We start from the raw sequence: 12420 nt of genomic DNA, 5'->3' as shown, positions 1-12420 counted from the left end.
GGAAGGGATTTGAAGTACGTAATGATGACGAAAGTGACAAGACATTACGAAGCCGGTATTCCGCCAAGCCAGTCGAGCATGGATGCCTTGCAGTCCTATTTTCACGAGCTGGAAGAGGTTGGGATACTTGTTGCAACCGAACAATTATACCCGAGCTCCAGTGGACTACGCATGTCTTTCCATAAACCAGGCAGTCGGCCAGTACTCGAGTGGGGGCCGATCAGCGAAGTGAAAGAGCTGGTATCTGGGTTTACACTCATTGAAGTAAGCTCCGAAGAGGAAGCGATCGAATGGGCATTGCGCATGCCGGACCCAAATGGCTACGGCGAAGGGGTTATTGAGCTGCGACGGGTTTATGACCAGTCATCGACTTACACCGATTCTCTCCAGCAAGGCTTGGAGTATGAGCTGCGCAGTCAGATTGGCATGTTGAAGTACAGATAAGGTACCTTGAACCAATGAAGGGAGACAGAACGATGAACCTGGAAGTAACGGAATTTATAGATGGACAAAAAGAACAGTGGAAAGAAGAGCTTTGCGCAAGTCTTCGGGAGGTTGTACATGAAGCAATTCCCGATGTTCAAGAACGAATGCAGTATAAAAAGCCGCATTTTCTTAAAAGCGGGAAGTACGCAGCCGTAATCTCCACTTCGAAAGATGCGGTAAGCTTCACCATTTTCAATACAGCCGGATTCTCACTGCCGGAAGGATTTGATGGGCCACCTGAACGGAAAACGATTAAGCTGCGGCAGGGACAACAGATTGATAGCCAGCAATTTGTCGATCTGGTAGGTCAAGCGGCGTCGACGTTATAATCAAGCAAGTTTTATAGGGATTACATAATGAAATGATTTTATATTTCCAGCAAAAGCGAAGGAACGACCGTGTGACAAAATCCAGTCTGCCGGACATGTGATCCGGCAGACTAGGTGTGCTTTGCAGCGTTATCGAATGAGTTTAGAATTTTTCAGGAAACTGCTTCACAATGCCTTCTGTCAAAATGTCCGCTAAATGAATCATATGGATCTCATTTTTGTCGGTCGCTGCTATATCCGCTTTCCAGTCTCCCTTGAGGCAGGCTAGGACTATTTCCGTAATCAACTGAAGGTGCTGATAAAGCATATCCTGCAGCGTTTTAAATTGCCAGTTCGGATTCGCTGCGCTTAAAAATTTTGCGATATCATCAGCATTTCTATGCCAATCCACCTCTAACTTTTTCACATCCGCCTGATTGCCCGCTTTGGCAGCCGCTACAATCTTCCCTGCGATCAGAATATGCTCTCTCAGTAGATCAGCCAGCTTATTCCCGGCGGCTTCCCCATAATAAGGCATGATCAAATTCCCAATGTCCTGCTGGTTCTGCAAAAGCCGGTCCAAAACGTCCTTCTGATCTGGACGATTCGATATGGCACTGACGATATAGCTTCTCGTCCAAATCGTATGGTCGATCCAGACTTTCTGCATATCTGTTTTCAGCTGCACCATTTTTGGACTTAGGCAAACGGAATCCTTGTTATTGCCCTCCTTAGCTTGCACAGATACTGCTGTTGGCATCATACTAAAAACGAGTGCCGAGGTTAACAGAATCGCAAGTATCCATTTGTTTTTCATATTCATCCACTCCTCTGTTCAGGTTGGAATAAATCATATTAGGCTGTTTTATTATGGTTAAAATACCCAATTTTATACAGAGATGTGGAGCCGGCAGAATCATAGCCTTATCCTTCAGAAACAATGACCTTGAAAATCCAACCAGGAGATGAGTTGATGATCGTAAAAATGACGCAGTTAAATAAGGACGATTTTAAGAAGGCGAATGAGGGCTTTTTCGTATCAGGCCGGATTATACCAAAGTACGAAAATGAAATTTGGACTTATACAGAGGAGATTTTTACCGAGCCATATTACAAAGAATATGAGGATGAGGAAATCGACATTAGTTATATTGACGAACCAGACAAAGCTGTTTTCCTATATTACGATGATAAGAATTGCGTCGGACAAATTAAGCTCTGCATTAATTGGAACGGTTACGCTCTCATTGAAGATATTGCTGTTGCTAAAGATTGGAGACAAAAAGGCATCGGAACCATATTATTGCAAAAGGCTATCGAGTGGGCTATTCAGAATAATTTAGCTGGAGTTATGCTGGAAACACAGGATGTTAATATTTCAGCATGCCGATTCTACGCAAAAAACAACTTTATTATTGGTGGAGTAGATAATATGTTGTATTCAACCTTTCAGACAGCTCATGAAAAAGCGGTCTTTTGGTATTACAAATTTTAACATTAATGAACTACGGAGAGAGAGAATGTAAATTGGTGTGTTCAGAGTTGCTTTGTGGTTTGGCACACGCTCATCATGGATACGGGTGCAGCGATGGCTAATGGCAAGTGTCTTGACAGGTCTTGCTGTGAGACTTGCTTTTGATCGCAGGTAGCGATAGATGTACTATTTTTGAATGAACATGATTCGATACGAAACATAAAACGAGGCTGCCGGTAGTGTAAATCGGTAGCCTCGTTTATTCTTGCAGGAAGGATCGTTTTGCAAAAGGATGAGACTGGATTACGAGGGGAAGCTGTCTAATTCGGTTATGGTACCGGAATGGAATAGACTTTTTCGAACACCCTTATCATTATAGGTATAATGGGTATAGACAAGCATCCTATTAAAGTCTGCAACCTGGCTGACCGTGTAAACCTCTTCCAACCAATACATAAAATAAACGCGAGGAGCTATTTCCACGTAATTGAATGTATAGTACCCATTTAATCCAGTATGCGGTCCTGCAATCCCTTGATCATGCCGATGAGTAGGGTCAAAAAAATGAATGATAAACACATTTCCATCTTCATAATCATATCGATAGGTCTTACCAGCGTATACAGGGACAGAGCTTAGATGACTATATTGCAAATGCTGAAAATTGGGATGATAAGGATAGGAAAACAAGACAGGGTAACCCGTATAGGGAAAATAAACTGGCAGATGCACACCATACTCCTCCTTTTGTGAGCAGTATATGTAAAATATAGGTGTATGCTCTGAGTTGAATACCTAATTAGGCTGACGGTACAATAGCTACTAATAAAGGCAGTAGGAGTCTAGGACTTTATTTTCACGTCCGAAACTTCCACTGCCTTTTCATTTGCGATTTGTCTATTATTCTTTCAATACGGCCCAATGCTCATAAGAATGAATCGCGGTTCCCTTAAAGGATGGGTGAACAGACATCAAGTCCGACAGCCGGGACAGCATGAGGCTCATATACCTTTTGCCTTCCTCGTAAAAAGAAATATGATTGCCTTCGTGACTTTCTTTTGTTTCTACAGCGAGCAGTATGCTTTTCCCCAGCTCATCAGCCCAGCCCATTTCCTCCGTAACTAAAGCAGTGATGCTGTTCGGTCCCTCGACACGATCGCGATAGGACATGATGGTAACATGATCGTGCTTGGAGATTAGCCATTTGCTAAAGGCGGAGGCAGGTTCAGCCTCATCTGGCAAATACACCTTGTCCAGCCAGAACGGAATATCGCAGCCAATCTCCAGTCTTGGGTCCTTTTGGACATGTGTTGTATAGGCCTCTACATTTTCCTTCCACTGTCTGACGACGGATGCTTGATCTGTCTTCCATTGCGGCAATAAGTAAGGCTCAATGTCGAGATGTACACCGCTAAATTTTTCTTCTTCTCCAGCTGTTTGGTTATAGGCAAGGACCCAGTCAACCAATGCGAGGATTCTCGGGCGGTTTGCTTCCAAGCCCCATTGTGGACTTCCCCCAAGCGCATGAACGTCTATGCCCGCCTCACTTGCCTTTCGAATAAACGGACGATAGTATTCAGGCTTTTGTGAAAGGTCCATCTGCAAGTATAGGAGGTTTACGCCTTGTTCCTTGCTAAACGAAATAATCTGATCAGGCTCGGAAGCAATCAAGCTCGTATACCAGATCCAGGTTGCTTTTATTTGCTTGTTTTCAGTGGAAAAGCCAGTCATGAATACGAATAATGTAACGAGAGCCAAGAGCGAAAAGGAACGGGATTTATACTGCACTTACGTTTCCTCCAAGATGTCGAGTAATAGTGACGTCCTCATATAGGAATAGGAAGAGGTAGCATTCACTTTATTCATATCGGTCAAACATGATTCTTTTATAAGTGTTTGCTGTAATATGATCGTAAAATAGGGGAGAGCGATTTGGTGTGGTGAAGTTGTTCTTTTTAATAAAAAATATTTTATTAATTAGAAATTTTTAGTAAAATAACTACAATGATCACATTTCCATTGTGGAGGAGATTCTATGCTCACGTTCAAAAGATATAACCAATGCACGCTAGATGAGGCGGTACAGGCCTACAACCGCGGTTTTGAAGGATACTACTTTGATCAATCCAAAACGGCAGACACGCTCTCCCTGAAAATGGGGAAGGAAGAGCTGTCTCCCCTCCATTCTGTCATTGCCTTTATGAACGATGAGCCTGTAGGGATCGTATTAAATGGGATTTGGCAGCGTAACGGCAAAAAGGTGGGGTGGAATGGAGGAACCGGAGTTGCTCCAGTCTATCGCAAGCAAGGTGTTGGGCAGGCATTGATGGAGGAGACACTCCGCATTTACGAGGAGCAGGAGGTAGAGCTCGCAGCACTTGTCGCTATACGAGAAAATGAAAAAGCGATATCGTTGTATGAAAAAATGGGGTTCGAGCTGGTGGATCAGTCGATTTTCCTTGAAAAGAAAGCTGCGCTTGGTACAATTTGTAGCGAAGATTCTCAGTCCCACTACCGCGTTTTGCACGGGATGCCTCATGACGTATACCAATTGCTTTTTTGGACGAATCCGGTATGGGACATACAATGGCAAACGATTGAAAACAAAGAAGCGCTCCTCGTCATCGATCGAGAAGAGCGCATCATTGGATATGCTCTGTATCGACGGCTCTATGATGAAAACAAAGCTTTGTCGACGATCCTGCTTTTTCATTGTGAGGCCGATCCACAGCGTCATGATCATGCCGAAATCATCCGCTATGCACTGGCCCATGCTTTTGCGCCGCTGGATCAGGAATGCCATCGCTTGACTGTGAATTTGCCAGCTGGAAACCGAGCAGTCGTTACCGCATTGCAGGATGCAGGCTTTACCCGGATGGCAGAGCAGGTATTTATGATAAAAGTGCTCAGGCAGTAAGGTTTGTTCCCGTTTTTTCGATTACATGACAAGGAAACGTAATCGTAAATTGGGTCCCGATAAACGGCTCACTTGTTACCTGAACGGTGCCGCCCATTGAATGGATGACATGATAGGAGTAGGTGAGACCTAGACCTGTCCCGCTCGTTTTGGTCGAGAAATAAATAGAGCCAAGGCGCTGGATTTGCCCCGCATCCATGCCAATTCCATTATCAGTGATCATGAGAATAGCGTTTCCTTTTTCTATCAGGATCGATAGTATGACACGTCCATTCTGTACCTCCGCGCAAGCCTCGATTGAGTTTTTGACAAAGTTGACCAGCACCTGCTTGATCTCGTCAGGATTGGCGATGATCGTTACAGGCGTATCGTATATTTGTACATCCAGCTCCACATTATGCATGTTGGCAAAAGGAAGCATGACCTCTTGAATGACATGGAGCTGTTCGGATACATTGATCGGCTCAGAGCGCTCCTGTAGAGGCTTGGAGATGGAAAGGTATTCCGTTAATATGGATTCCGTTCGCTTGATTTCATCGAGGCTGATCTTGATGTACTGTTCGGTTTTGGCACGTTCATTAGGACTCTCCTGCATTAAACGCAAGAAGCCCTTTACCGCAGTCAACGGGTTGCGAACTTCATGTGCGAGTGAGGCAGCGACATGGCTCATGGCCTGGATTTTTTCATTTTGGGCGTGGGCAATGAATAGCTCCTTGTCTGCTATCGACTTGCCAAATAACGACATCAGGAGCCAAATGCCTATCGAGTTTTGAGCAGGAATGACAAACACATGATAAGCCAGATGCTTTTTCACATAGTCAGGAAAAAAGATAAAGGTCAGTCCGAGCGCCACTGCGGAAAAAACGATTCCAGCGAGGAAGGTAAAGAAAGTTTTCTTATGAGTCTTTTGGTATAGCTTGTAAATCACGATGGAGAGTAGAAAGCTGCACACGAGCATGAGAAGGGCGACTCCCGTTCCTTCCCCACCCAAATAACACCGATAGATGATAAACTCGATGAGCAGAATCAGTGCTGTCTGCATGCCGCCATAGACAAGTCCAAAAAATAGGATGACATAGCGTATATCAAAAATGATGCCGTCGACAACACTGGAAGCAAACGTCATGGCAAGAATAAGGCTGATCGAGCTGGTTATGAGAATAAAGGCTTTGCTGTAATTTTGGAGCTTGTCTCGGTAATATATGTTGTACAAAACAAACGGAGTAAGAGCAAAGAAGAGCTGTAGAATCACTTCTTTTAGTAGGCTCATTGGACATCCCCATACCAGACTGTTTAGGTTATGTATCGATTCTAAATATTTCGACAAGACACAACACAAATCCTCTAATTCTTTGGTCCCGCTTCTTTTTAGAAAACTTGGCTACACCAAGCCTCAATCTTGTTCAAAACACCCAGTTGACAGATGGGTAATGGAAGGATTATAGTCTGTATATACTAATACAAAACGTTTTGAATATAATAACAACTCTTATCCAGAGAAGGCTGAGGGAATGGCCCTATGAAGCCCGGCAACCTAGCATGTGAGATGTTTCTTAACTCTTGCAAGCCAAGGTGCTAACTCCAACAGGTAGATGCTACCTGACAGATAAGAGGCGGGAATCTTGTCGATTGAAGCCTCTTTCATCTGTTGAAAGAGGCTTTTTTGGTTGCTTTGGCACATAGCTTTAGCGGAAAAAGGAAGACAGAAAAAAGGGGGATTATGGAGATGAAAAAGAAATTCGGATTGGTAAGCTCAGTAGTATTGGCACTGTCGGTAGTGCTGACAGCATGCGGTAGTGGCGGTGCAACAGGCGGTGCAGGCGGAGCGGGTGGCGACAATGCGAAAAAGATCGCACTGATCATGCGCCAAAACGTAGGTACATTCTCTGCGCAGTACATCAATGGCGTAAAAACAGAGGTAGAGAAAAACGGCGGACAATTGACTGTATTCAACGCCGATACAGACCTGTCGAAAATGGCTTCCAATCTGGATGCAGCGGTAAACCAGCACTTTGATGGAATCTTGATCGACCACGGTACAGCAGAAGCATTGCAGCAGGGTACGCAAAAAGCAATTGACAAGAAAATTCCGGTTGTCCTCTTTGACACCGATATTAAATTGCCAGGTGTGCCAGTAGTAGAGCAGGATGATAACAAGCTGGCAGAGCTGAGCCTGGAGCAGCTAGCGGCAGAGAACAACGGCAAAGGAAACATCGTAAAAATTTGGGTAGCCGGTTTTGCCCCAATGGAAAAACGTCAAGTTTCGTATGATGCTTTCCTCAAAAAGTACCCGGATATCAAGGAAATTGCTGCTTTTGGTTCGGCAACCAACAATACAGCTTTGGACACGCAAACACAGATGGAAGCGATCTTGAAAAAGTACCCGAACAAGGGCGATATCACAGCTGTATGGGCAGCGTGGGATGAATTTGCCAAAGGTGCTACTCGTGCCATCCAGCAGGCAGGCCGCAATGAAATCAAAGTATATTCAATCGACTTGAGCGATGAGGATTTGCAGCTGATTCAGGAGGCGAACTCTCCATGGGCAGCGACTGCAGCGGTTGACCCATCGAATATTGGACGCATCCATGCACAAACTGTTTTCCAAAAGATCAAGGGTGAGCAAGTGCCTGACAACGTCAAGCTGAATCCAGTACTGGTGAAGCAATCTGATTTGCCAAAGGATAAAAAAGTAACAATGGGCGACCTGTCCCAATACGTAAGCGAGTGGGGCAAGTAATCACAGCTACGTGCGTCAGCGAGCGAAAGCAGCCATGCTCGCATCTGGCATTACCACGATAAAACGATCCTCTAAAACGCGGTCGCTCACAGGTGAGTTGGCCGCGATAGAGGTTTTTTTGTTCACGAAGAGCTAACTTTTTTGAATCGGGGAGGTGCAGCGCATGTCTACCTTACAAATGAAAGGCATTGTAAAGCAGTTTTCTGGCGTCCCGGCGCTTCGGTCGGTGCAGTTTGAAGTGAAGGCTGGCGAGGTTCACGCGCTGCTAGGAGCGAACGGGGCAGGGAAAAGCACATTGATGAAGATTCTTACAGGAGCCTATCAGGCAGATGGAGGGGCTATTTCCATCGACGGCAAAGAGGTATCGATACAATCTCCGCAGGACGCCAAGGCGCTGGGCATTCAGTGCGTCTATCAGGAGGTCGATACCGCACTCGTTCCTTATTTAAGTGTAGCTGAAAATATTTTGCTAGATCAGCTTGTTTCCTCGAAGAAAAAGGGATTTCTCAACTGGCAGAGCTTGTACGCCGAATCGGAAAAGATTTTGCAGGGCTTCGGATTTTCTATCCCCGTAAAAATGCTGGTGGAGCAATGTACGCTGTCAGAAAAGCAGTTGATTCTGATTGCGCGCGCTACTGTGCAAAAAGCAAAATACGTCATTTTCGACGAACCGACCGCTCCACTCAGCACAAAGGAAAGCGAGCGGCTGTTTCAAATCATCGCACAGCTAAAAAGCGCTGGAGTAGGGATTATCTACATTTCCCACCGTCTGCCGGAAATTTTTGAAATCTGTGATCGGATCACGATTATGCGAGATGGTCAGGGCGTCATTACGACTGAGACAGCGGCGACGAGCATGGACGAAGTGATCTCGCACATGCTGGGAAAAAGCTTTTCCGAGGAGTTCCCGAAAGTAGAGGTGCCGATTGGAGAAACCGTTCTTGAGGCCCGGGCTGTGGCCGGTGGCAAGGTGCGCAGGGCCGATCTGCATGTACGCGAGGGCGAAATTGTCGGCGTGGTCGGACTTGTGGGTGCAGGGAAAACGGAGCTGGCTCGCTTGCTGTTCGGCGCAGATCAGAAGGATTCCGGCGAAATCAGGCTAAAAGGACGTCAAGTGCGCATGACTTCTCCCAAGGATGCTGTCGATGCCGGAATCGTTCTCGTGCCGGAGGAAAGACGAAAGGAAGGCATTTTTGTAGAAGAATCGGTCAACAACAACCTGTCGGTAGCTACCTTGGCCAGCTTTTCTCCACTTGGCTTTATCCGCAAAGGAATCGAATCCAAGCAGTCAAGAGATTTGGTACAAAAGCTTGGTGTGAAAACGGCTGATATCGCGCAGCTGGTTGGTTATCTCAGCGGTGGTAACCAGCAAAAGGTCGCGATCGGGAAGTGGCTGAACACGGATTCGCGTATTTTTATGTTCGACGAACCGACCAAAGGGGTAGATATTGGCGCCAAAAGTGATATTTATCGTTTGATCGGGAAGCTGGCCGAGCAAAAAAAGGGGATTCTGTATTTTTCCTGCGAGTTTCAGGAAGTGATCGGGATTGCGGATCGTATTCTCGTCATGTTCGAAGGAAAAATCGTCAAAGAACTGAGTCGCACCGAAGCGACCCAAGAGCTGATTATGTATTATGCAAGCGGAGGTGAGTAGCGTGGAAGGAAAGAAATTTAGCTTGTTTGACTTTGTTTATAAATATGGAACAGTGGCAGTTATTGTCATCGTTATGCTTTTGTTTAGCCTTACCAATCCGTACTTCTTTACGTATGACAACATTACCGACATTCTGCGTTCCATTTCGATTGTGACGTTCGTTGCGATCGGCGTTACCTTTTCCCTCATTGTAGGGGGATTCGACCTTTCCGTCGGATCTACGGTGTCACTCACTACAGTTGTTTCGGCCTCCATGATGGTGTGGTATGAACAGGGTGTCGTAGCGACTTTAGTGATTCCGATTGCACTGAGCCTGCTAGTTGGTTTGATCAATGCCTTTCTGGTTGTAAAGATTCGGATTCCCGATCTGCTGGCAACCTTGGCGATGCTCTATATCGTAAACGGGATTCATATGACGTATTCCAAAGGCTATTCCATTTATGCGAACATGCCGATGACAGACGGAACGACTGCTCCAGGCAAATTCCAGGAATGGTTTCTCTGGCTAGGGCAGGGCAAGATTCTGTCGCTCCCCGTTCCCGTTATTTTAACGTTTTTGCTTGTTGCCATTACGCATGTTTATTTGACCTATACGAGACAGGGACGGATGCTGTACATGACGGGCGGCAACCTGGAAGCGGCACGTCTGTCAGGGATTCCGGTGAATCGCTATCGGACGCTTGCCTATGTACTATCTGCTCTGTTTGCAGGACTGGGTGGAATGCTGCTCGCAGCACGGATCGGAACAGGACAAGTAAGCAGTGGCGGCTCGATGCTGATGGATGCGGTAGCTGCCGCGTTTGTCGGGTTCTCCGTTTTTGGGGCAGGCAAGCCAAACGTTTTCGGAACCTTCGTGGGGGCGATTCTGATCGGGGTCTTGTTAAACGGGATGACGATGCTGAATCTGCCGTATTATGCCTACGATATTATTAAAGGGACCGTGCTCGCACTGGCACTGGCAGTCACGTATTATCAGCTGCGTCGAAAAAGAAAGGCATAGCAAGCTTTTAAATATAAGGAAGAGAGACTGTCAAAGGGGGAGCTTTGGCAGTCTTTTTTTCAATAATATGGTAACACTTTCACTCTTGACACCCCTCCTATATAATACGGTGAGGGGGAATATAAGTGATTCATTATAAGACATACATACGTGGCGAAAACTATGAATGGGTTACCTTTGTTCATGGGGCAGGGGGCAGCTCATCCATTTGGTATAAACAGATCAAATCCTACAAAGAGAACTTCAATATTCTCCTCGTCGACCTGCGCGGGCATGGCAAATCCAAAAACACCAAGCGCAAGCTGTTCAAGGACTATACCTTTGCAGATGTGAGCAGAGATGTCATTGATGTTCTGAATCATCTGCGTATTACATCGACTCATTTTGTGGGCATATCGCTTGGAACCATCATTGTTCAGATCATTGCAGAAAAGGAGCCGGAAAAGATACGCTCCATGGTTTTGGCAGGTGCTGTGACCAGGCTCAATTTCCGTTCCCAGCTATTGATTACACTGGGTAATCTGGTTAAGCATATCGTTCCGTACATGTGGCTGTACCGTCTGTTCGCTTGGGTGATCATGCCGAGTGAAAGACATCGGGAATCCCGCTCGTTATTTGTCAGAGAAGCCAAAAAACTGTGCCAAAAGGAATTCAAACGATGGTTCAAGCTCACGAAAGGCGTCAATTCCTTCTTGCACACACTGCTAGCAAAAGAGCCTCCGATTCCAACGATGTACATTATGGGTGACGAGGATTATATGTTTTTGCCTTCTGTTCAGACGCGAGTAAGTCAGCGAAAGTATTCAGAGCTGAGTCTGGTGGCGAATTCTGGTCATGTCGTCAATGTCGATCAGCCTGAAGAGTTCAATCGCATTTCGATCGGATTCATTCAAAAGCAGGCGAAGCTGCGCCCAGATGTATATGCGATGAATCTAGCCCAATTGCTATAAGGGATAACAAGGTACAAGAACCGCAGTGTAATGGCTGGGGTTCTTTTTTATGCAGATGATGGGGTGTTATTGACTCTACTTGACCACGAGGATGAACGTAAACATCCCGATTGGTAAAAAGGTATAATGAAGAATGAGACGATGAAAAAGGACGGGAATGAAATGGCGAGAAGTCAGCTGCAAATCAAGCGAATGCTCCAGTATTTCGTGGATGCGACCGTTGAGATTATAGAAGAGGAAGGAATCGAGCAGGTTAGCGCCCGGAAAATCGGACAAAAGGCAGGATACACAGGCTCGACGATCTACAATTATTTTGATGAGCTGTCCCATCTGATTTACTTTGCTTCTATGCGATTTGTATCAGGTTACTTGCAGGAGCTGCCTGATTATTTAGAGCGGGGTCAAACCTATTTGGAAAAGTATGTATGGAGCTGGGAATGCTTTTGCAAACATTCCTTTGCCCAGCCGCATATTTATCACGCCCTGTTTATCGCGAACCTGGGGAAGAAGCCAGAGGATATTTTGGAGCATTATTTTTCCATTTACTCAAGCGATCTGATCGGACTTGCGGAGGATATCAAGCCGTTACTATACGATCCTGATCTGACCTCGCGCAGCTTGTCATTATTGCAGCTCGCTAAAAAGGAACAAGACCTCGATGATCAGACGATTGTCGATGTGAATGAAATGAACGTACTTATATGGGAAGGCATGCTCACTACGATTCTTAACAAACGCAGAGACATGGACCCAGAAGAAGCGGTACAAAAAACGATGAAATACATTCGGAACACCATGACAATCATTGAGAACAGTAGCAGCAAGTAGCCTTGTATTTGCATTACGCTACATATTTGTATATAACGGAAGAAAATGAGTCTTTTCGAGAAG

Annotated in this window: 13 protein-coding genes, 1 pseudogene and 1 riboswitch; of the genes and pseudogenes, 10 read left to right on the top strand and 4 right to left on the bottom strand. The window is 45.6% G+C overall.

All coding sequences use genetic code 11. The annotated features are described in order from the left end of the window. Positions 1–9: 9 nt before the first annotated feature. Positions 10–444 carry a YciI family protein gene (locus tag C3B52_RS29885; protein WP_103109998.1) on the top strand — a complete coding sequence of 145 codons (435 nt, stop codon included), beginning with the start codon at positions 10–12 and terminating at the stop codon, positions 442–444. 32 nt (positions 445–476) lie between these two features. Beyond that, complete coding sequence (locus C3B52_RS29880; protein ID WP_103109997.1) at positions 477–815, top strand: DUF1801 domain-containing protein; 339 nt, start codon at positions 477–479, stop codon at positions 813–815. A gap of 142 nt (positions 816–957) precedes the next feature. Here C3B52_RS29880 and C3B52_RS29875 read toward each other — a convergent pair whose 3' ends face one another. Then, the gene (locus tag C3B52_RS29875) at positions 958–1611 is read right to left on the bottom strand and encodes a glycosyltransferase (protein ID WP_201264962.1); all 654 of its coding nucleotides are present in this window, start codon (positions 1609–1611) and stop codon (positions 958–960) included. 156 nt (positions 1612–1767) lie between these two features. On the opposite strand from C3B52_RS29875, the gene C3B52_RS29870 reads away from it, so the two are divergent. Then, positions 1768–2289 (top strand): GNAT family N-acetyltransferase, encoded by a 522-nt coding sequence (locus C3B52_RS29870; RefSeq protein ID WP_103109995.1) that lies wholly within the window; start codon positions 1768–1770, stop codon positions 2287–2289. Between the two features lie 43 nt (positions 2290–2332). Beyond that, positions 2333–2443 (top strand): annotated as a pseudogene (locus C3B52_RS29865) (LysE family translocator); the annotation flags it as partial. Between the two features lie 128 nt (positions 2444–2571). Here the strand turns inward: C3B52_RS29865 and C3B52_RS29860 are convergent. Then, positions 2572–3000 (bottom strand): MoaF-related domain-containing protein, encoded by a 429-nt coding sequence (locus tag C3B52_RS29860; RefSeq protein ID WP_235615902.1) that lies wholly within the window; start codon positions 2998–3000, stop codon positions 2572–2574. Between the two features lie 168 nt (positions 3001–3168). Next, positions 3169–4056 (bottom strand): hypothetical protein, encoded by an 888-nt coding sequence (locus C3B52_RS29855; RefSeq protein WP_103109994.1) that lies wholly within the window; start codon positions 4054–4056, stop codon positions 3169–3171. Positions 4057–4303: 247 nt separating this feature from the next. Here C3B52_RS29855 and C3B52_RS29850 point away from each other — a divergent pair, with 247 nt between their 5' ends. Then, on the top strand, positions 4304–5185 hold the full coding sequence (locus C3B52_RS29850) for a GNAT family N-acetyltransferase (protein WP_103109993.1): 882 nt from the start codon (positions 4304–4306) through the stop codon (positions 5183–5185). Here C3B52_RS29850 and C3B52_RS29845 read toward each other — a convergent pair. Next, positions 5175–6455: an ATP-binding protein gene (locus C3B52_RS29845; protein WP_103109992.1), complete on the bottom strand. Its 1281-nt coding sequence runs from the start codon at positions 6453–6455 to the stop codon at positions 5175–5177. The genes C3B52_RS29850 and C3B52_RS29845 overlap by 11 nt on opposite strands. Positions 6456–6671: 216 nt before the next feature. Then, positions 6672–6798, top strand: a riboswitch (SAM riboswitch). A 113-nt stretch (positions 6799–6911) separates the two neighbouring features. On the opposite strand from C3B52_RS29845, the gene C3B52_RS29840 reads away from it, so the two are divergent. The 5 genes from C3B52_RS29840 (at position 6912) to C3B52_RS29820 (ending at position 12357) form a co-directional block, all read left to right on the top strand. Continuing rightward, entirely contained in the window at positions 6912–7925 is a 1014-nt protein-coding gene (locus tag C3B52_RS29840) for a sugar ABC transporter substrate-binding protein (protein ID WP_103110035.1), read from the top strand. Between the two features lie 163 nt (positions 7926–8088). Then, a complete protein-coding gene (locus tag C3B52_RS29835; protein WP_103109991.1) occupies positions 8089–9579 on the top strand; it encodes a sugar ABC transporter ATP-binding protein in 1491 nt (496 codons plus the stop codon). Position 9580: 1 nt separating this feature from the next. After that, positions 9581–10579, top strand: a complete 999-nt coding sequence (locus C3B52_RS29830) for an ABC transporter permease (RefSeq protein WP_103109990.1) — start codon at positions 9581–9583, stop codon at positions 10577–10579. A 125-nt stretch (positions 10580–10704) separates the two neighbouring features. Further along, a complete protein-coding gene (locus tag C3B52_RS29825; RefSeq protein WP_103109989.1) occupies positions 10705–11529 on the top strand; it encodes an alpha/beta fold hydrolase in 825 nt (274 codons plus the stop codon). A gap of 141 nt (positions 11530–11670) precedes the next feature. Then, positions 11671–12357 (top strand): TetR family transcriptional regulator, encoded by a 687-nt coding sequence (locus tag C3B52_RS29820; RefSeq protein ID WP_164684991.1) that lies wholly within the window; start codon positions 11671–11673, stop codon positions 12355–12357. Positions 12358–12420: the final 63 nt, after the last annotated feature.

Origin of the sequence: Brevibacillus reuszeri (assembly GCF_002897295.1) — a bacterium.
Lineage (GTDB): Bacteria > Bacillota > Bacilli > Brevibacillales > Brevibacillaceae > Brevibacillus > Brevibacillus reuszeri_A.
This window is presented reverse-complemented; position numbering and strand designations above follow the sequence as displayed.

Bases quoted from the DNA above. Each gene is read 5' to 3' on its own strand.
- C3B52_RS29880 (WP_103109997.1), top strand. From the start codon at position 477: ATGAACCTGGAAGTAACGGAATTTATAGATGGACAAAAAGAACAGTGG.
- C3B52_RS29875 (WP_201264962.1), bottom strand. From the start codon at position 1,611: ATGAAAAACAAATGGATACTTGCGATTCTGTTAACCTCGGCACTCGTT.
- C3B52_RS29870 (WP_103109995.1), top strand. From the start codon at position 1,768: ATGATCGTAAAAATGACGCAGTTAAATAAGGACGATTTTAAGAAGGCG.
- C3B52_RS29850 (WP_103109993.1), top strand. From the start codon at position 4,304: ATGCTCACGTTCAAAAGATATAACCAATGCACGCTAGATGAGGCGGTA.
- C3B52_RS29845 (WP_103109992.1), bottom strand. From the start codon at position 6,455: ATGAGCCTACTAAAAGAAGTGATTCTACAGCTCTTCTTTGCTCTTACT.
- C3B52_RS29840 (WP_103110035.1), top strand. From the start codon at position 6,912: ATGAAAAAGAAATTCGGATTGGTAAGCTCAGTAGTATTGGCACTGTCG.
- C3B52_RS29835 (WP_103109991.1), top strand. From the start codon at position 8,089: ATGTCTACCTTACAAATGAAAGGCATTGTAAAGCAGTTTTCTGGCGTC.
- C3B52_RS29820 (WP_164684991.1), top strand. From the start codon at position 11,671: ATGAAAAAGGACGGGAATGAAATGGCGAGAAGTCAGCTGCAAATCAAG.